This window comes from Caproicibacter fermentans (assembly GCF_009746625.1).
Classification (GTDB): domain Bacteria; phylum Bacillota; class Clostridia; order Oscillospirales; family Acutalibacteraceae; genus Caproicibacter; species Caproicibacter fermentans.
In genome coordinates, this window is sequence record NZ_VWXL01000084.1 from 1 (window position 1) to 18,876 (window position 18,876).

The window sequence follows — 18,876 nt, forward strand, 5'->3', positions numbered from 1 at the left end:
ATCCCACAGCATAAGCTGGTAAGGCCCCTTGAAGACTACAAGGTTGATAGGCTGCGTGTGTAAGCACGGTAACGTGTTCAGCTTGGCAGTACTAATAGGCCGAGGGCTTGACCATATTTTTGGTTCGACCCTTCATTTCCCTTTTTCTGCTTCCAGTTTTGTTCAGTTTTGAGGGTACCCTTTGTGCCCAGTGTCCGGAAATGGAAGACCTGCCGTTAAGGCAGGTCTTTTTCATTGTCATACGAAAATTTCAGGCATTGACGGGAATCAAAAAACTTTGGCAGGGAGCAAAAAACGCAAGCTGATTATTCTGATAATTCGGTTTCAGAGCAGCATAGGCGGCTTCCATGAAACGCGATGGGGACCGATTTTAGACGCGTAAGAAAGCCCCGGGCCTTGAGGCGCAGCCCCCTCCCGCCTCGGGTTAACTTATGCGTTGAACTGTATTCAATCGCCTCTTTTTATGTGCGGTAGGCAGGGGCTTAGGTCAGGATCAAGGATTCCGGAACGGGAGGGATGCGGCATGGAATTGCTTTACGGGACGGGAAATCAGGCCAAACTTGCTCTCATGAGACGCGCATTGGCTGATTTGGACCTGAAAATTGTCGGACTCAAAGAGCTCGGTGTATTGGTTCCGGAAATTGTAGAAACGGGTGACTCGCCGCTGGAGAACGCCCGCATAAAAGCGACGGCGTATTATAAGCTTTTTCACAGGCCGGTCTTTTCCTGCGACTCCGGACTCTATTTTGAAGGCCTGCCCGATGATCTGCAGCCGGGGGTTCATGTCAGAAGGGTGAACGGCATGCAGCTCAGCGACGACGAAATGATTGCGTATTACAGTGGCTTGGCGCTTCGCTACGGCAGAATCAGGGCAACGTACCGGAACGCGGTTTGCTTTGTATTCAATGAGTCGCATCTCTATGAAAGCATGGCGAAGCAGTTATCCGGAAAATCTTTTCTGATGACCTCACAGCCGCATCCAAAGCGGGTCAAGGGATTTCCGCTCGACAGCCTTTCAATAGACCCGGAGACCGGAAAGTATTTTTATGACCTTCCGGCGGAGCGGACCGACGATTCTATGTTGCGGAAAGGCTTCCATCAGTTCTTTGAATCCACGGCTTGCCGCTTTTGCAAAACGGGGAAACAGACGGGAAGAGACCTTGAATCTATCGTCAGCACGAGAGCAGGGAAAAGCCCTGAGAAGCATATAAACAAATAGTAATAAATAATAATATAAATACGAATCGTAATGCTATCCGGCGGCCGCCCCACTGAGACTTACTTTTTGGGTGCAGGAGCAGACAAAAAGAAAGCGGAGGCATCACGTCCCCGCTTTTTCATCTATTGAAAGGGATCCTGATTCAGGCGGAACCGGGAGATGCCTTTCTGCAAAATTGCCGCCCGACCGGACAACTCTGCGCTCGCTGAGGCCGAACTTTAATCAGGCGGGCGGCGTCATGCCGGTTCCCTCCTTACTAGGAATTTATGATCGATTCTAAGCTGATCTGAATTATTGCTCTTGTGGAATCGGAAATCATTGGGAGAAAACAGGAAAAAGTTATTCGGAAAAAATGCTAGATTTTGCATGTCTCATATTGGGTTTGAAAAAGATAAGAAAATACAGTATGATTAGGATAAGCAAACGGGAACGTTCTTGACAGCAGTCAAAAACCATTGTATTATTGTATTAATATAATATTTAGGAGGACTCTTTATGGTCGTTAGCTCCGGAATTAGTCTGATCGCAATGACAATGATGCTGTTTGTCAGCCTGCTCTTTGTGGCGGAGCACGTTTTATTCGGCCTTGCCGCTTATCACGACGCGCAGTCACAGGGGAATCCGGACGCGGTGATCTGGGGCCTTGCGGTCGGATTCCTCGGCATCATTCCGGGGATTATCTATCTCTGCGTGCGCGGCTCAGGCCGCAGGCTGGTCCGGTGCGCCAACTGCGGGTATCCGCACGACGCTTCCGATTTCTGCTGCCCGAAATGCGGAGAAAAAAATCCCGCGGCGGCTGAGGCGAACCCGTACGCTCAGGTGCTTGCGTCCCGGGCCAGAAAGGAAATGATCGGCGGAATCGCGGTGATTGCCGCGGGGATCCTGCTGATGATTCTGGTGATGCTGTTTTTCGGCGTCTTTATGATGCGGTACCGCGTGATTTTTTAAATAGAAGGAACAAGGGAAAACGAAGGAAATACAGGAGAAGCTATGCTTGAAATACAACATCTGACAAAAAAATACCGCAAGCTGCTTGCGAATGACGACTTGAGCTTTCGCGTGCAGGACGGAGAGGTCGCGGTTCTTGCCGGGCCGAACGGGGCGGGCAAATCGACCGCGATCAAGTGCATCGCCGGACTGCTGCGGTTTCAGGGCAGCGTAACGGTCTGCGGGCATCCCAATAAAAGCGTGGAGGCGAAACGGCTTTTCGGCTATATCCCGGAAATCCCGGCGCCGATGGAGTCCCTGACGGTGCGGGAGCATTTGGAGTTTATCGCGCGGGCCTACCGTGTGGAGGACTGGCAGAAAAAAGCCGACGTCCTCTTGGAGCGGTTGGAGCTGGAGGACAAGCAGAAAAAGCTGGGCGGCGAGCTTTCGAAAGGGATGCAGCAGAAGCTGAGTATCTGCTGCGCGCTGCTGCCGGAGCCGAAAGCCGTCCTGCTGGACGAGCCGCTGGTCGGGCTTGACCCGCACGCCATCAAGGAACTGCGGGAAATGATGGAAGAGCTGCGCGCACGCGGCTGTTCCGTGCTGGTCAGCACCCACATGCTCGACACCGTTCGGCAGGTTTGGGACCGGGCGCTGATTATGATGAACGGAAAAATCGCCGCGGAACGGACGCGCCGCGAAATGGAGACCGGCGGCGAAAGCCTGGAGCAGCTGTTCTTCTCGATTACGGAAGGGAAGGGGGAGGAACTTGGAAGCGATTCTGTACATAGCGCGTAAGCAGCTGAAAAATTCGGCTGTCAAGCTGGTGCGGCGGCCGGCGCGTCTGATCGCGGTTCTGGCCTCCGCGGCGCTGATTGTCTGGATGCTTCTGGACATGCCGTCGAATTCACAGGGGCGGCTTGACCCGGCAATTTTGCAAAGCGGCTTTCTCGTCTGGCTTCTCGCGCTGGGGACGATCACCGCGCTGGCCTCGCTGGAATCCGGCTCCTCGCTGTTCCGCCTGCCGGATGTGAACCTTCTTTTCGTGTCTCCGGTTTCGCCGAAAACGATTCTCGCTTACGGTCTTGTGCGGCAGACGGGCAAGACGTTCGCCGGTTTCGCCTTCCTGCTGTTTTACAGCGGGATGCTGATTGACAGCTTCGGGATCACCGCCGCGGACGTTGTCACGCTGATTCTGGGAACTGCGCTGTTTCTGGTCGTTGTGCAGGCGCTGTCGCTGCTGCTGTACTGCGTCGCGAACCGGGGGCCGTCCCAACGCGCGGCAATCAAGGCGGGAATTCTGGCGGTTCCGCTTCTGGCTGCGATGTATGTGCTGTTTCAGGCAAGGACGGGCCTGAGCCTGACGGCGGTTATCAAGGCGGCGGCGTCTCCGGTTCTGGACAATCTCCCCGTTGTCGGCTGGGCGAGGGGCGCCGTGTTTGCCGTGATGGCCGGAAATTTGAGCGCTGCGGCGCTATATGCCGCGCTGACCGCGATTTTCCTCGCGCTGGTGATTTTTTTCCTTTTGAAAATCGACGCGGATTATTACGAGGACGTTTTGAGCAACGCCGAAAAAACCTTTGAGCTGCGCCGCGCCGCGAAAGAAAAGCGCGGAATCAACGTCGGCAGGGGCAAAAAGGTCGGAAGTACCGGAATCGGCAATGGCTGGGGCGCAAGCGCGTTTTTCTACAAGCATCTCTGCGAGGCGAGAAGAAGCAGCCGGTTTGCGCTGGTCGGCGGTTCCACTCTGCTTCTCCTGCTGGTCAATCTCGGTGTGGCGGGAATCATGGCGCTGATCGGCAGCGGCAAGGCGGACCCCGCGACGGCGGACGCGATGCTTCTTTCCGGCTGCGGCCTGAGCGTTTATATCCTGTTTTTCCAGAACGCATCGGGAGACTGGTCCCGCGAACTGGAAAAACCGTATCTGTATCTGGTGCCGGAAGACCCGTTCCGCAAGCTGTTCTGGGCCGGCCTTTCCACGGTGATGAAGCCCGCCGTGGACGGATTCATCGTTTTTGCGGTTCTCTGCGCCGTTCTCCGCGCGAATCCTTTCTCGGCGCTGGCCTGCGCCCTGAGTTACGCGGCGTTCGGATTCCTGTTTACCGCGGGGGGCGTTCTGGGCAGGCGGGCCCTGGGCAGCGTGCCGAACCGCGGCGTCACCATGGTTCTGTATATGATGCTTTTACTCCTGGTCATGTCGCCCGGCATTGCCGGAACGCTGATTGCGGTCTTTGCCATGAAGGCGGCCTCATTCGCGGGCGCCGCGCCGCTTTTGGCGGCCCTGCCGCTCGTCGCATGGAATATCGCCGCGTCCCTTTGTATTTTTTACGGATGCCGGAATCTTCTGTCATCCTGGGAAAATTGATTTTCCGCGAGTCAGAGCATTTGATCGGTCCATTTGACCGGCTGATCCCCGTTTTTGTGCCGGCGGCTTAAAAAAAACGGAGTAATCTTCAATTTATGCTTGCATTTTGTCGCAGACCGTGGTATTATATCTAAGTCGCCAAAACACGAAAACAAGTTGGTACCGATTGCGATGAGGGTACACCCGTTCCCATTCCGAACACGGAAGTTAAGCTCATCTGCGCCGAAGATACTTGGCTGGTAACGGCCCGGGACAATAGGTGGCGCCAACATAAGAAGCAGTCACCCAATAGGGTGGCTGTTTTTTTTATCATGTTTGAATCAGGATCTTGTCTGACAAAAGCAGGGAAAGACAGGAAAACGGGGCACCGGCATGGTATGATAAAAACACGGACGGAGGAATCAGGATGGACTGGATTCAGGGAATGCGCGGCGCGATCGACTATATGGAAGAGCATCTGACAGAACCGGCGGACTTCACGCGAATCGCCCGGGAGGCGGGCTCCTCTCCCTTCCACTTCATGAGGATGTTCGAAATCCTGACCGGAATAACGGTGGGCGAATACCTGCGCCGGCGCAGGCTGACGCTTGCGGGTCAGGAATTGTCATTGTCCGGCGCGAAGGTGATCGATGTCGCGCTGCGGTACGGGTACTCCACGCCGGAGGCGTTTACCCGGGCGTTCCGGCGCTTTCACGGCATCTCCCCCTCGGCTGCGCGCGCGCCGGGGGCAAATCTCAGGTCCATCGGGAAGCTTTCGATCCAGATTACCTTGAAAGGGGACTGCGTTTTGAATTATAAGCTGATTGAGAAAGAAGCTTTCACCGTTGTCGGGAAAAAATTGAGGGTGTCCTGCAAGGACGGTGAAAATTACCGGGTGATCCCGCAGTTTTGCGCCAAATGCTCTCAGGACGGCACCTTTGACTATCTGCAGCCTTTGGCGGACAAAAGCATCGGCGCGCTCGGCATTTGCACAAATTTCAGCGAACAGACCGACGATTTCGACTATTACTGCGCCGCGGAGCACGACGGAAGCCAAATCCCCGACGGGATGGAAACGCTTGCGGTTCCGAAACGGACGTGGGCGGTGTTCGAATCCGTCGGCCCGATGCCGGGCGCGATTCAGGATGTGTGGAAGCGCATCTTTTCGGAATGGTTTCCCTCCAGCGGCTACGAGCACGCGGACGGGCCGGAGCTGGAGGTCTATGAAAAGGGCGACATGAATGCGCCGGATTATCACAGTGCGGTTTGGATTCCCGTCGTAAAAAAGGCATAGCTTTCATACGGTATTTCACAGAAGAGGGCGCCCGGGTTTTCCGGGCGCTTTTTTGGGATCAGGAGTGTTTCAACGGGTAAAAATGCGCTGTCTATATATATAGTATAGAAAGCGCGCGTTTCCATACGAAATGGAGGCTGTTTTGCCACTTGTATTTTGGCGCTTTAAAGTGTAAAATAGCATCAGAAGATACGGCAGGAAGGGGCACCAGAATTGATTATCGTAATGAAGAAAAACTGCACGCGGGATCATGTGGAAAACATTATTCAGCTGCTGAAGGAATACGGGCTGGGCGCGAATCTTTCCACAGGCAGCCAGACGACCATTATCGGCGTGCTGGGTGACAAGACGAAGCTGAGCGACGCAAATCTGGAATTGATGGACGGGGTCGAAAAATGCGTCCCGATCATGCATTCTTATAAACTCGCCAGCCGGGACATGGTCCCGGAGGGAAGAACCGTGCGGGTCGGCAATGTGACCTTCGGCGCAAAGAAAGTGGTGATGATCGCGGGCCCCTGCGCGGTGGAGAACCAGGAACAGATACTGAAAGCCGCCGAAGGCGTCAAGGCGGTCGGCGCAGCGCTCCTGCGCGGAGGCGCGTACAAGCCGAGAACATCCCCCTATTCGTTTCAGGGAACGGAGGAAGAGGGCCTGAAAATGCTTCGCCGGGCGGGGGATGAGACCGGCCTGCCGGTTGTCAGCGAAGTGACCGACCACGAGCAGCTGGCTTTCGCGGAACAGTACTGCGACATGTTCCAGATCGGCGCGCGCAATATGCAGAATTTCCGGCTTCTGCGGGAGGTGGGGCGCACCGGCGTCCCGGTGCTGCTCAAGCGCGGCATTGCCTCCACCGTCGAGGAATGGCTGGACGCCGCCGAGTACATTATGAGCGAGGGCAACTGCGGCGTCGTCCTGTGCGAGCGAGGCATCCGCACGTTCGAAACGGCGACCCGCAATACGCTTGATGTTTCCGCCGTTCCGGTCGTCAGGGAGCGCAGCAGCCTTCCTATTATAGTAGACCCGTCCCACGCGGCGGGGAAAGCCGCTTATGTGGAGCCGCTCGCGCTCGCGGGAGTCGCGGCGGGCGCCGACGGGTTAATTGTTGAGGTTCACCCGAACCCGAAGCAGGCGTTGAGCGACGCCGCCCAGCAGCTTACGGTGGACGCTTACGCGTCGCTGTTTCACAAAGCGGCGGAGGTGGCCCGCGCCGTGGGGCGCGAAATTTAATTGATTCGGGGATGCACGAAACCGCCGCGGAAATTTCCGCGGCGGATTTTTTATGGAATCATCCCACGGCGGCGACGGTGAGGTTCAGGCAAAATAAGCGGCAGTACGTTGATTCTTGCAATTATTGTTAACTAAAATAATTAATATGGTTGACAATTAAGGCGGAAATCCTTATACTATTAGAAAAGGAGAGATCTGAATGAAAAAGAAGACAACTTTCGAGCTGACTGCCTGCGCGATGTTCGCGGCGCTGACGGCCGTGCTCTCACAGTTTGCCGTGCCGGTCGGCCCCGTGCCGATCAATCTTGCGACGCTGTCCGTTTTTCTGGCGGGCGGCATCCTCGGCGCCGCCGGGGGACTGGTCAGCCAGACGGTTTACATTCTTCTTGGGGCTGCCGGGCTGCCGGTCTTTGCCGAATTCAGCGGGGGAATCGGAGTGATCGCCGGACCGACGGGCGGCTATATCATCGGGTACGCAGCGGCCGCGTGGGTGATCGGGACGATGGTGGGCAGGTTCGGGCGCGGGCCGGTTTCGCTCGCGGTTTCCATGGCGGCCGGGTCTGCGGTCTGCTACTTTCTTGGCACCGCGTGGTTCATGATCGTGACAAAACGCGCTCTCTGGGAATCCCTGACGCTTTGCGTGTTTCCGTTCCTGATTGGCGACGCGCTGAAAATCGCGGTTGCAGCCGCGGTTTCGGCCCAGCTCGGCAGGGTGTACGACCGGCTGAACCGCAGCGCCGGCGCGGCATGAGCGGGCCGCTTCCCCTCAGGCCTCACCATGCGCTCTGCCTGCGGTTTTTTGTCGGCAAAGGGTACGGCGACGATTTTGTTTCCGGGATGGCCGCGGTACAAAACAGGCTGCGGGAACATCCGGACGGCAGGGTTGTGCTGACCGGAGGAGCGGACCGCGTCTGCGCCCGCTGCCCGAACAACGCGGGCGGCGTCTGCGCATCCGCCGAAAAATCCTCGCGGTACGATGAAAAATGCCTTTCGGCTTTTGGATTGTCGCTTGGCCAGATCCTTACCTGGAGCGAGCTTGAGAAAATCGCGCAGCGCGTCGTCCTCTCCCCGGCGGCCCGCGCCGCAGTTTGCTCCGACTGCCGATGGGACTCCGTCTGCCGGGAACAACAGGAAAAAATCCGCGCTTCGCGCTGAGAAAAACAGCAATGCAGACGCCGCCGGTTCTTTCGGCGGCGTTTCTCTGTCTGGTTTGTCCGGAACGTCCCGAATTGTAAACTTAACACAGTGAATTAGTTAACAATTGTATGCCGGCGGAAAACAGCGGACAGGAAGAACAATTTGAAATGAAACCTGAGAAAACGAAAGATTTGGGGCATTATAAAGAGATAGAAAGAGTTTGGGCTTCCTATATTAAAATTTTGGACTTTTTATCTTGACACGGAACCGGGCGTGTGGTAAGATCAAATATGCAAATTCCCGCGCGGATTCAGCGCGCGGTTTTGATTCCCGCAACAATTGGGAATAAGAGGATGCCGATCAAATTTCAGGAGGTAACAACCATGTCCACCTATATGCCGAAAGCCGGCAGTGTTGAGCACAAGTGGTATGTCATCGACGCCGCCGGAAAGCCGCTTGGGCGCGTTGCCGCACAGGCTGCCGCTCTGCTTCGCGGCAAGCATAAAACAATTTTCGCACCGCATGTCGACTGCGGCGACCATGTCATTATCATCAACTGCCGCGAGTCGGTTCTGACCGGCGGCAAGCTGCACAAGAAGATCTACTATCAGCCAACGCTGTATGTCGGCCACATGAAGAAGGTAAAAGCATCTACCCTGATGGAAGAGAAGCCCTGCAAGGCAATGGAACTTGCCGTCAAGGGTATGATCCCGGACAATGCACTTGGCCGCGCCGCAATGGCAAGGCTTCGCCTGTTTGAGGGCGACCAGCACAGCCACGCCGCCCAGAAGCCGCAGACCTGGGAACTGTAAGGGGAGGATCAAACTATGTACGAAAAAGCACCTTATTTTTACGGAACCGGAAGAAGAAAAAGCAGTGTCGCGCGCGTCAGGGTTTACCAGGGCAGCGGTAAAATCACGATCAACGACCGTGACATTGACGAATATTTCGGCCTGGAGACGCTCAAGCTGATCGTTCGCCAGCCGCTTGTTCTGACCAAGACCGACGAAAAGTTCGACGTTGTCTGCCGCGTTGCCGGCGGCGGCGTAACCGGCCAGGCCGGCGCAATCCGTCACGGCATTGCCAGGGCTCTGCTGCAGTATGACACCGAAAACCTCCGCTCCATTCTGAAAAAGGCCGGGTTCCTGACCCGCGACCCGAGAATGAAGGAACGTAAGAAGTACGGTCTGAAAGCAGCCCGCCGCGCACCCCAGTTCTCAAAGAGATAATTTTATTGGAAAAGCATTCAGGGCTCGGCGCATCGGCGCCGGGCCTTTTTTGCAAAGGGTCGCTTTGTCCATGTCCGCGGCTTTGGCGCGGGAGGCTTTGCGAACGGTTGGAGGAAGGAGACAAACACGATGGAACTCTTGATTAGAACGGCGGGAAAAAGCGACTATGGCGCGGTTCATGAGCTGCTTTGCTGCCTTCATCGGCTTCACGTGTCCGCGCGGCCGGATGTTTTCGCGGAGGCGGACCCGATGACGGAAGAGGAGTATGCCTCGTTGCTGGAGAATGCGGGGAAATTCACCATCGTCGCTCAGGAAAAGGAAGGCGGGGTCGCGGGCTTCTGCTCCGTCACGCTGCGGAGCCCGTCGGAAAGGCCGGAGTTGAAAAAACGCACGGTGGCGTTTGTCAACGATCTGTGCGTCATGGAAAGGCTCAGGAACCGCGGAATCGGGAAGCGCCTGCTGGAAGAGGCAAGGAATATCTCCCGGCGGAAAGGAGCGGAAAGCATGGAGCTGACGGTTTGGTCCTTCAACCGGGCAGCGTACCGGCTTTATCGGGAAATGGGAATGTCTGAACGAAGCATCATACTGGAACAGCGGCTTTAAACAGGCCGTGTTTTCAGAAAGCGCGGCACCCGGGTTAATCCCCTGCAAAAGAAATATTGCAGGGGATTTTTTTATTTCAATCAAGAAGAAACAGATACAAACGCATGACAAAAAGTTACAAAATATAATAAAAACTGCAGTAAATCGAAAATCCAGGTGCCGCGCGCTTTTCGGAGTATTTGTGTACAAAGTGTGAACGAGAAAAAGCAATTTTGGTGCCGATCCCGCATAAAAAACAGGGCTGTAACAGTTGTAACAGGTTTGTAACCGGTCATTTTCTTACATGTTGCACAGAAATCGAGGTCGCTTTCAACCATCCACCACCGGTAATAATGTCAGATCAGGAACTAAAAACGGTTAACGTATGTGAAACTTGCACAAATTAAAACGCCGTGATGATTTGACATATGGGCAATCGGTGAATATAATATCTCGCATCGATAGAAATCCTCAGCACTGACAGCCGGCAAGTGGGGAAACATACCTGAAAAACATTCGCCGACTGAAGGGAAAGGGTGAATTTATGCGTAAGAAACTCGAGCCTGTTTTCCGTTTTTTTCAAAGGCTTGCAAAGACGATGAAAAACGCCTGTCATTCCGGGCTGCTTCGGCGGGCCGGCGCTTCTGTGTCGGGAGCGAAGGCGCGGATCTGCCGCTTTTTTATGGGCCTGTGGAAAAATCTGAATTCGGCGCGGAGGGCCGGGCTGTTTCGTCAGCTGGCCGCGACAGTGTGCGGACGGAAAGAAGTCGCGCTTCTGTTCCTTCGCGAAAGGATTTTGGACAGGGACTCGGCGCTGCGTTCCGCGCTGTTAAAACAGGGCGCGGCGCTTTTCCTGATGGTTCTTGTAACGGTCGGTTCGGTTGAAACGGTAATGGCTTCCACCCATCTTGCGACCGTCACATGCGACGGGGCCGCAAGCCGTGTGGAAATGACCTCCCCGGAAACGGACCAGATTCTTTTGAAGGCAGGGGTTCAGACCGGCCCCGACGACCTGATTTCGCGCAGCGACGACCCGGATCATGCCGGCGACGTCCTCATCACGGTGAAAACCGCGCGGAAAGTTAACGTTGAAGCGGACGGAACGGACAAAACGGTCACCGCGCATTACGGCGACACGGTGGGCGACGTGCTGGATCAGGCCGGCGTCAGCCTTGACTCCGACGACCTGGTGACTCCCGCCGAAAGCAAGCCGGTCGAAGACGGAACCGGCATTCAGGTAACGCGGATGGTGCGGGTCACGGTTGCCGTGGACGGCGCGAAGGTTTCCGCCACCGTCAAAGAGGGCAGCGTTTCCGACGCGGTCCGGCAGGCGGGCGTTTCGCTCGGTTCGGAAGACACGCTGAATGTTTCGCCGGACGAAACGGTCAATCAGGGAATGGAAATCGACGTTTCCCGCGTCACTTACAAAGAAGAGACCGAAACGCGTGAAGTTCCGTTCCAAAAGATCACGCAGAAGGATTCCTCTCTTGCCGCCGGGAAAACGAAGATTAAGACGGCGGGCAAAAACGGGAGCGCACAGGTGGTCCTGCGCCGGAAGCTGGTCGACGGCAAGGTCGCCGAAACGCAGACCGTGAGCACGTCCGTCGTGACAAAGCCGGTTGATCAGGTCACGCTGGTCGGCACAAAGAAGACCGCGGTGAGGGCGGTCGGGTCCAACGGGACTCTGACGGATAAAAGCGGAAAAACGATAAAATATAAAAAAGTTCTGACCGGAAAATGCTCCTGCTACACCGGGGGCGGCTGGACCTCCACGGGAGCCAAGGCCGCGTTCGGGCGCGTGGCGGTCAATCCGAACCTGATTCCCTACGGAACGAAGCTGTATATCGCCTCGCCGGACGGAAAGCTGGTTTACGGGTATGCCGTCGCCTCGGATACGGGCGGCGCCGCGATGCGCGGCATCATCATCGCCGATCTGTATTACGACAGCTACTCGCAGTGCATGAAGATCGGCACCAGAACCATGAATGTTTATGTCCTGTAAGCAAGGGATGGCGGAGCGGAGGCCGTTAAGGTCTCCGCTTTTTTGCGCCGCAGCGGGCCGGAATCCTGTTGACACCGGGGACGGGCCGGGTTATAGTGAGAGCGGAACAAAAATGAGGGAGGGAACCTTCTCATGGCTTATTTTTACGCCGCGCTGTGGGTGCTGGTCGGCGTGATCCTGATTTTCCGCATGGGAGGGGAAAACCGTGTGTTTTACCCCATCGGCGGATTTTTTCTGATCCTCGGCGCGTGGTGGGCGGCGGGCGCCTGCACCGGGCTGAATCTTTTTGCCGGCGCGTGGGGCTGGGCGCTGCGGGCAATCACCGCGGCGGCGCTCTGCCTTGCCTGTGTGGAATTCGCGCGCGAAATGAAAAAGACCCGCGAAAAGAACAAAAGGGAATAGAGCCGCGCAATTCCCGGTTTTTTACTGCCAAATTCACAGCCGCAGCATACAATAGAGTGCGGGGCCAATATATTGAAACCGCTTTATCATAGATTGTCTGCCGGAGCCCGGCTCCGGCAGACACCTGTGATAGCGCATCGGATTCAGTTGAAAAAAGCGGCGAAGTAAGGTACAATAGGAGCAAACAGGGGGCTGAGTTTATGCTGATTTCCTCTTCCATGCTGGCGTCGGACTTTTCAAAGCTGAGCGATGAAATTATCCGGATGGATATTTCCGGCGCCGACTGGATTCATCTTGACGTGATGGACGGGCATTTTGTCCCGAACCTGACCTTCGGGCCGCCGGTCATTGCCGCGATGCGGCCGTTTACGGACAAGCCGTTCGACGTGCATCTGATGATCGACGAGCCGCTGCGCTACGCGCCTGAATTTTTAAAGGCGGGCGCCGACCTCGTTACCTTTCACGCGGAGTCGTCCTCCGACCCGGACAAAACGATTGAATTGATCCTCTCCGGCGGGGCCAAACCCGCGATGGCGGTCAAGCCGGGCACGCCCGCGCGCGCGGTTTTTCCGTACCTCGACAGGCTTTTCATGGTGCTCGTCATGACGGTGGAGCCGGGGTTCGGCGGGCAGAAATTCATGCCCGACATGATGGAAAAGGTCAAAGAGCTGAAGCGGGCGAAGCCGGACCTGCTGGTGCAGGTGGACGGCGGAATCAATTCGGAAACGGTTGCCGAGGCCGCGCGGGCGGGCGTTGACGTCTGCGTCGCGGGGACCGGCATTTTCAAAGCGCCGGATGCCGCGCAGGCGATCCGGGAACTCAAGGCGGCGGCCGGAGCGGGCCGGGAATAACGGAGGTACGGTGCGATGCCGTGCGGTGTAAAACTGGAGCTTGAAAAGGAACCCTCGCTGAAGAACCGGATCATTACCATCCCGGCGCCGAAAAAGCTGTCGGCGCCGAAGATGTTCGCGCCTCTGCGCAAAAAGGCGGGTCCCGCGAAGATTCTGGGCGCGGCGCGTATGGCGGGAATTGTGGACGAGCTGGACGGCGAGCCGCTCGCGGAGAAGCTGGAGCGTTTTGCCGCGGCACAGACGGCGGAGCTGATTGCCGTCTGTTTTGACGAGGACCCGAAGACTTCCGCCGCCCAGGCGGTGCTGAGGGAAAATGCCGACCAGGTGCTGGCCGGGCTGGAGCTCGCGGCCCAGGCCTGCGGCGTCCGGAATCGGAAAATCGCGGCCGCGTCCCGCGAAGAGGTGAACCGCGTCCGCAAAGACTGCCCCGGCGCGGCGTTTCTGGTTGCGGGAGCCCGCTACCCCGCGGTCGCGCTGCTGCAAAGAAAACTGGCCGATCAGGGCGGGAAGGCGGGGCTGATCGGCGCGCAGGCCTGCGCCGCCCTCACGGCGGCGGCAGACCGCGGCCTGGCGCAAAGTGAAACGGTCGTCACGGTGGCGGGCGACGGCGCGTCGAACTGGGTCAACTGCCGCGTTCGCATCGGCACGCCGCTGCGGGATGTGCTTGCGGCGGGGAAGCCGGTTCCCGGTACGGCGGCGGTCGCGGTGGGGTCCTCGGTCAACGGCAGATGCGTCACCGACCTTTCGGAGCCGGTGACGGCGGTCACCCGCTGCGTCATCGCGATAAAACGCCTTCCGCGGCGTCCCGCGCTGCCCTGCGTGGGATGCGGGCGGTGCGAGCGCGCCTGCCCGCGCGGCATTATCCCGTGGCTGATTCTGCAGCAGCTGGAGACCGGGTCGCCGAACCCGTTCCGGCTGTTTAACGTCGAGCGCTGCATCCGGTGTCAGGCCTGCAGCATTGTCTGCCCGTCGCAGATTCCCCTTGCGGCGGCAGTGGAACGCGCGGAAAAAATCAAGGAAGGCAGGAGTGATCCATGACCCTGACAAACGCAGCCTCGCCCTATGTGAAAAGCGAATTTACCGTTTTTTCCATGATGAGCAGGATGCTGCTGGCCTTGCTGGCGCTGCTGATCATTCCCGTCGTCAATTACGGGCTCCGCCCGCTCGTGGTCGCCGGGGCGTCCATGCTGACCGCGCTGATCTGCCGGATCCTGTTTTGCCTGGTCCGCAGAAAGAGCATCTCCATTTCCGAGATTTCGGTTTTGGTAACGGGCCTGATGGTCCCGATGCTTTTGCCGCTGAATACGCCTCTCTGGCTGCCCTGCGCCGCCTCCGCTTTCGCCGTCCTGGTGGTCCGGGAACCGTTCGGCGGGTTTGGGCGCAACCCGTTCAACCCCGCCGCCGCCGGCGTCGCGTTTGCATCGCTTTGCTGGCCGAAGCAGGTGTTTTCTTACTTTGACCCCGCAGAGCAGGCGGCCTTTCCGCTGTTCGGCGCAGGATCGTTCAGCACGGCGCAGTCCCCCGCGGCGGTGCTGAAGCAGGGGTTCAAACCGGACATCCTGCCGCTGAACATGCTGTGGGGCAATTTTCCCGGCCCGCTCGGTTCCACGGCGGTTCTGGTCATTGGGGCCTGCGGCGTTCTTCTGTTCCTGTCAAGGTCGGCAAAACCGGAAACGACCGTCTGCTTTCTCGGCACGGCGGCGCTGATCGCGGCGATGTTTCCGCGCATTCTGTGCAGTCCGCTGACCTCCGTCAAATATGAGCTTTTGTCGGGGTCGCTGTTTTTTGTTTCCGTATTTATGGTGACCGATCCGGTCACCGCGCCGCGCACGTTTTCGGGGCGGTGCCTTTACGGGGCGTTTGCCGGCGCGGCGGCAATGGCGTTCCGCTGGTTCGGCGCGTATGAACAGGGCGCGTGCTTCGCGCTGCTGATTGCGAACGCGGCCGCGCCGCTGATGGATTCCGCCGTGTTCTGGTTCCGCGGGTGGGAGGGGAAGCCGTCATGAAGAATAACAGGCTGGTTCTGCGCGGAGCGGGCTCGATTTTTCTAAACGGCCTGCTGTTCCGCAACCCCGTGCTGATCGGGGCGCTCGGCATGTACCCGGTGGCCGCCGCGGCGTGGAGCCTGAAAAACGCGGCGGCGCTTTCCGTTCTGTTTTTCGCGGTGTCGCTTCCGACTTCGCTGGTGCTCTGCGCGCTGGGCATGCTGGTTCCGCGCTGGTTCCGCCCCGGGCTGGTCCTCCTGATATCCGCGGGGTTTTACATTCCGGCGGGGTACCTCGCCAACCTGCTGATGCCCGGCTCCGTTACGAGCCTCGGCATGGCCGCGGGCCTGATGATCTGCAACTCGGTTGTTTATTCCCGCGCGGAGGAATACGCGCCGGAGCATGTGGCCGTGGCGGCCGCTGCCGATTCGCTCGGCTGTTCCGCCGGGTTTTCCGCCGTCGCATTTCTTGTTTCGATGCTGCGTTCGGCCCTGCTCGGCACGTTCCGTCTGCCGGCGGGAATCGGGTTTGTCATAGGCCGCGCGGCGGACCTTCCGTTCGCGGGTTTTCTGGCAATCGGGTTTCTGGCGGCTTTGATCCAGTGGGTCAACCGGCTCAGGGCCGGCGGCGCCCGGCGGATCGGAAGGGGGAATCCGTGATGTTTTTCAGACTGGTGATGACCGCCCTTTTGGCGGTCGGCACGGAAAATCTCCTGTTTGCGGGCGGCAGCGGTTTCAGCCGCGCGCTGCGCTGTGCGCAAAGGCCGGATACCGTCGGGATTTACGCGCTGGCGGTTACCTGGTTTTCGCTTGCTTCCATGTTTGCCGGAGTCTGGCTCGCCCCCTTCCTTCCGGCCGCTTACGGGATAAGGGCGCCTCTGCGCTCCGCATGCCTTGCGGCGGCAGCGGCCGTCGCGTATCTTGCGACCTTTCTCCTGCTGCGGGCCCTGCTTCCGGCGCGGATTCTGAGCAGGATCGCGCCGGTCCTCGCGCCGGCGGCGGTCAACACGGTCGTCCTTGCCATGCCCTATGTGCAGTATCAGTTCGCGTTCGACCCGGCTCAGGCGGCGGGGTACGCGCTCGGGACCGGCGCGGCGTTTTATCTGGCTTCGGAGGTTTTGATGCACGCGGAGGCGAAATGCCGCAACCCGGATATTCCGGAGGCGTTCAGCGGCCTTCCCGCGTCGATTTTATACATCGGCATCCTGTCGATGGCGTTCGCCGGGTTTGCCGGGGGAAAGGTGTTTTGAAGATGAAAACCGATACCGTGGTACGGTTTTATGAAACCGTCGATCCCTCCCTGCTGAAATACGCCGTGATCGTTGCCCGCAGCGGAGGCAAATGGGTCTTGTGCCGCCACCGCGACCGGCATACCTGGGAAGTGCCCGGCGGTCACAGGGAGCCGGGGGAGGAAATTACGCAGGCCGCGCGCAGGGAGCTTTACGAGGAAACCGGCGCGGCCCGCTTTTCGCTTTCGCCGGTATGCGTGTACGGCGTTTCCGGCAGCATCAATCACGGAACGGAAAATTTCGGGATGCTTTTCTTCGCGGAGATCGAGGATTTCGGCCCGCTGCCGCCGTTTGAGATTGCGGAAACCGCCCTGAGGGACGAATTCCCCGCTCCGGACTGCCTGACCTACCCCGACATCCAGCCGCAGCTGTTCCGCCGCGTGCTGCGGCAGATCAAAGAAGGATAAAAAAGCACCCCGTTTTTTGATCAGGCTCGTCCTGTGCCCGTGCATCGCGGGGAGCTGGGTCTATTACTTCAATACGCTTGACGAGATCGACAAGATCCGGCTGGACGGAACCGGAAAAACGAAGGTCTGCGGCACGGAGAGCTTTGGGGATTTGTGCGGCGGCACGGAGATCACCGCGTCGTACAAGGACGGGGCCATCCTGTACCGGACGCAGCAGATGCGCTGCGTCGGGGACACCGGCTCGTATCCGGCGTATTATTTCAGCCTGGACACGGAAACCGGAACCGTAACGGAAGTCAAAAATTAAAAAACGCGGAATCTTCCGCCGCCTTGAGGCGAAAGATTCCGCGTTTCATTTTCAGGCAAATTTTGCCGGTTTGCCCTTGACATCAAAGGCGAAAGTGGTATCATGATCTTGTAAGGCACAAAAAGTGCAATGCGGAGACAGGTGTTGGCGCACCGGCCTCCTGCATACGGAGAAACAGCCTCCATACACAACTGAATCATCAGCGCATTGCGGTTTCTATTATACCGCCTGTTCGTCCGTTTGTACAGGGGGTGTTTTCCGGATTCGCTTGTGTTTTTGTCAGCGTTGTATATGGATGAGAATCCGTGTACGGCGTTTTTTTGTGCCTTGCGGCAGCCGGAACCCGGCGGGGCGGGAGCTCGGGCGTGCCACCGCCCTCCATCCGCCCGGGGGCCCGGATGTTTTCGGTGTTTGTGAAAAGGAGACAGACAGCGCGCCGTTTCAGCGCGCTGTCTGTCTCTTTCATCCCTTTAATATTTGACCGTTTTGACGAAGCTGTCGACTTCGTCTTTCTTTGCGATCGTGCCCTTGCAGTCGAGCAGGGTATTGTCCATGCGGATGATGGTATAATAAATTTCTCCGTTCTCCGCGGTGTATTTATTGTACGCGTCCGCGTCGACCGTGCTTTCCCCGCCGGTCACCGTCAGGCTTTTTTTCAGCGAAGCGTATTTCTGCTGCGCCGAGGAAGAATCCGTAAACACGGTAAACGCAAACTGCGTGTCGGAACCGCTTTTGGACGCGAGGAGCGATTTCGCGTCGGAACCGTAGGAAGTGTCCTGCGTTACCTGATAACCGGCGGCTTCGGCTTTCTTTTGAAAATCGTCGGCCGAAACCGGGGTGCGGGCGGAACAGGCCGAAAGAATCAGGGCGGCCGATAAAATCACGGCGGCAAGAAGTCCGGCAGTTTTTTTCACGGTGATACCTCCATCAAAGCCGTTCAGGCTGATTTTTAAATGAAAAAGATAAAGTTATTATAGACCGGTTTTCGGCGGTTTACAAGTCTGTTTTCCAAAACGGAGCCCCGCCGTTTCCTGCTATCAATTTCCAGAAACAACCTTGTTAAATCCTGCATAGTCAGCCCTTTCCTGCGGATAATAGGGATGTAAATCACCGCATAGGAGGTAAATAAAAATTGAAAGCCACAGGAATAGTCAGGAGAATCGACGACTTGGGTCGCGTTGTCATACCGAAGGAGATCCGCAGGACGCTGCGCATCCGCGAGGGAGACGCCCTTGAGATTTATACGGATTCGCAGGGAGGAGTCATTTTTAAAAAATATTCACCCGTCGGGGAGCTTTCCACGTTTGCCTTTCAGTATGCGGAAGTTCTGAACCGTACGGCGGGCCTGCCTATGTTGATTTGCGACCGGGACCATGTTGTGGCCGCCGCCGGGGTTTCCCGCAAGGAATACCTGGAGCGCAGGGTTACGCCGGAGCTGGAGGAGTGCATGCAGTCCCGCCGGACCTTTATCAACACCAGCGGCGAAAAGCTGCAGCCCATCGAGGGAATTGACCGCATGGCGAGCGTTGTCTGCCCGATTCTGGCTTCCAGCGACGTGACGGGCGCCGTGATTTTGCTGGAGGATGAAACGCAGGCCGCGCCGGATGAGACAAAGATGAAGCTGGTGCAGGTCGCGGCGGCTTTTCTCGGCAAGCAAATGGAGGAGTAGCGCAAT

22 protein-coding genes and 2 rRNA genes are annotated in these 18,876 nt (G+C 57.6%); 23 read left to right on the forward strand and 1 reads right to left on the reverse strand.

All coding sequences use genetic code 11. The features are described 5' to 3' along the window. From CAFE_RS14250 to CAFE_RS14355, 22 genes are all read left to right on the forward strand, one after another. Positions 1-115, forward strand: a 23S ribosomal RNA gene (locus tag CAFE_RS14250); the annotation flags it as partial. A 408-nt stretch (positions 116-523) separates the two neighbouring features. After that, the gene (locus tag CAFE_RS14255; protein WP_066647071.1) at positions 524-1,219 is read left to right on the forward strand and encodes a non-canonical purine NTP pyrophosphatase; all 696 of its coding nucleotides are present in this window, start codon (positions 524-526) and stop codon (positions 1,217-1,219) included. A gap of 495 nt (positions 1,220-1,714) precedes the next feature. Then, positions 1,715-2,167 carry a zinc ribbon domain-containing protein gene (locus CAFE_RS14260; protein WP_156990999.1) on the forward strand — a complete coding sequence of 151 codons (453 nt, stop codon included), beginning with the start codon at positions 1,715-1,717 and terminating at the stop codon, positions 2,165-2,167. A gap of 42 nt (positions 2,168-2,209) precedes the next feature. Then, complete coding sequence (locus CAFE_RS14265) at positions 2,210-2,944, forward strand: ABC transporter ATP-binding protein (RefSeq protein ID WP_066647067.1); 735 nt, start codon at positions 2,210-2,212, stop codon at positions 2,942-2,944. Next, on the forward strand, positions 2,916-4,511 hold the full coding sequence (locus CAFE_RS14270) for a putative ABC exporter domain-containing protein (RefSeq protein ID WP_156991000.1): 1,596 nt from the start codon (positions 2,916-2,918) through the stop codon (positions 4,509-4,511). Before CAFE_RS14265 ends, CAFE_RS14270 begins: the two co-directional genes overlap by 29 nt. Before the next feature lie 155 nt (positions 4,512-4,666). Then, positions 4,667-4,782, forward strand: a 5S ribosomal RNA gene (rrf, locus tag CAFE_RS14275). A 135-nt stretch (positions 4,783-4,917) separates the two neighbouring features. Further along, the gene (locus CAFE_RS14280; RefSeq protein WP_156991001.1) at positions 4,918-5,784 is read left to right on the forward strand and encodes an AraC family transcriptional regulator; all 867 of its coding nucleotides are present in this window, start codon (positions 4,918-4,920) and stop codon (positions 5,782-5,784) included. 213 nt (positions 5,785-5,997) lie between these two features. Beyond that, a complete protein-coding gene (gene aroF / locus CAFE_RS14285; protein WP_207708891.1) occupies positions 5,998-7,011 on the forward strand; it encodes a 3-deoxy-7-phosphoheptulonate synthase in 1,014 nt (337 codons plus the stop codon). A 199-nt stretch (positions 7,012-7,210) separates the two neighbouring features. Further along, on the forward strand, positions 7,211-7,762 hold the full coding sequence (locus CAFE_RS14290; protein WP_066647056.1) for a biotin transporter BioY: 552 nt from the start codon (positions 7,211-7,213) through the stop codon (positions 7,760-7,762). Next, positions 7,759-8,166, forward strand: a complete 408-nt coding sequence (locus tag CAFE_RS14295) for a DUF1284 domain-containing protein (RefSeq protein ID WP_156991002.1) — start codon at positions 7,759-7,761, stop codon at positions 8,164-8,166. Before CAFE_RS14290 ends, CAFE_RS14295 begins: the two co-directional genes overlap by 4 nt. A gap of 365 nt (positions 8,167-8,531) precedes the next feature. After that, on the forward strand, positions 8,532-8,960 hold the full coding sequence (rplM, locus tag CAFE_RS14300; RefSeq protein ID WP_156991003.1) for a 50S ribosomal protein L13: 429 nt from the start codon (positions 8,532-8,534) through the stop codon (positions 8,958-8,960). A 15-nt stretch (positions 8,961-8,975) separates the two neighbouring features. After that, positions 8,976-9,377, forward strand: coding sequence for a 30S ribosomal protein S9 (gene rpsI / locus CAFE_RS14305; protein WP_066647051.1), 402 nt, complete (start codon positions 8,976-8,978; stop codon positions 9,375-9,377). A gap of 129 nt (positions 9,378-9,506) precedes the next feature. Further along, positions 9,507-9,980: a GNAT family N-acetyltransferase gene (locus tag CAFE_RS14310; protein WP_156991004.1), complete on the forward strand. Its 474-nt coding sequence runs from the start codon at positions 9,507-9,509 to the stop codon at positions 9,978-9,980. Positions 9,981-10,503: 523 nt separating this feature from the next. Continuing rightward, on the forward strand, positions 10,504-11,961 hold the full coding sequence (locus CAFE_RS14315; RefSeq protein ID WP_156991005.1) for a 3D domain-containing protein: 1,458 nt from the start codon (positions 10,504-10,506) through the stop codon (positions 11,959-11,961). 132 nt (positions 11,962-12,093) lie between these two features. Next, positions 12,094-12,363 carry a hypothetical protein gene (locus CAFE_RS14320; protein ID WP_066647047.1) on the forward strand — a complete coding sequence of 90 codons (270 nt, stop codon included), beginning with the start codon at positions 12,094-12,096 and terminating at the stop codon, positions 12,361-12,363. A 200-nt stretch (positions 12,364-12,563) separates the two neighbouring features. Further along, complete coding sequence (rpe, locus tag CAFE_RS14325; protein ID WP_156991006.1) at positions 12,564-13,214, forward strand: ribulose-phosphate 3-epimerase; 651 nt, start codon at positions 12,564-12,566, stop codon at positions 13,212-13,214. Between the two features lie 15 nt (positions 13,215-13,229). Then, the gene (locus tag CAFE_RS14330; protein ID WP_066647042.1) at positions 13,230-14,252 is read left to right on the forward strand and encodes a 4Fe-4S dicluster domain-containing protein; all 1,023 of its coding nucleotides are present in this window, start codon (positions 13,230-13,232) and stop codon (positions 14,250-14,252) included. Continuing rightward, positions 14,249-15,220, forward strand: coding sequence for an RnfABCDGE type electron transport complex subunit D (locus CAFE_RS14335; RefSeq protein WP_066647040.1), 972 nt, complete (start codon positions 14,249-14,251; stop codon positions 15,218-15,220). The genes CAFE_RS14330 and CAFE_RS14335 overlap by 4 nt, the downstream gene beginning before the upstream one ends. After that, the gene (locus tag CAFE_RS14340) at positions 15,217-15,858 is read left to right on the forward strand and encodes an Rnf-Nqr domain containing protein (protein WP_156991007.1); all 642 of its coding nucleotides are present in this window, start codon (positions 15,217-15,219) and stop codon (positions 15,856-15,858) included. Before CAFE_RS14335 ends, CAFE_RS14340 begins: the two co-directional genes overlap by 4 nt. After that, a complete protein-coding gene (locus CAFE_RS14345; RefSeq protein ID WP_156991008.1) occupies positions 15,858-16,448 on the forward strand; it encodes an Rnf-Nqr domain containing protein in 591 nt (196 codons plus the stop codon). Before CAFE_RS14340 ends, CAFE_RS14345 begins: the two co-directional genes overlap by 1 nt. A gap of 2 nt (positions 16,449-16,450) precedes the next feature. Beyond that, a complete protein-coding gene (locus CAFE_RS14350) occupies positions 16,451-16,894 on the forward strand; it encodes an NUDIX hydrolase (RefSeq protein WP_156991077.1) in 444 nt (147 codons plus the stop codon). A 16-nt stretch (positions 16,895-16,910) separates the two neighbouring features. Beyond that, the gene (locus tag CAFE_RS14355) at positions 16,911-17,201 is read left to right on the forward strand and encodes a hypothetical protein (protein ID WP_156991009.1); all 291 of its coding nucleotides are present in this window, start codon (positions 16,911-16,913) and stop codon (positions 17,199-17,201) included. 470 nt (positions 17,202-17,671) lie between these two features. Here CAFE_RS14355 and CAFE_RS14360 read toward each other — a convergent pair whose 3' ends face one another. After that, complete coding sequence (locus CAFE_RS14360; protein ID WP_156991010.1) at positions 17,672-18,115, reverse strand: hypothetical protein; 444 nt, start codon at positions 18,113-18,115, stop codon at positions 17,672-17,674. 218 nt (positions 18,116-18,333) lie between these two features. Here CAFE_RS14360 and CAFE_RS14365 point away from each other — a divergent pair, with 218 nt between their 5' ends. Continuing rightward, positions 18,334-18,870 (forward strand): stage V sporulation T C-terminal domain-containing protein, encoded by a 537-nt coding sequence (locus CAFE_RS14365; RefSeq protein ID WP_066647018.1) that lies wholly within the window; start codon positions 18,334-18,336, stop codon positions 18,868-18,870. Positions 18,871-18,876 lie beyond the last annotated feature (6 nt).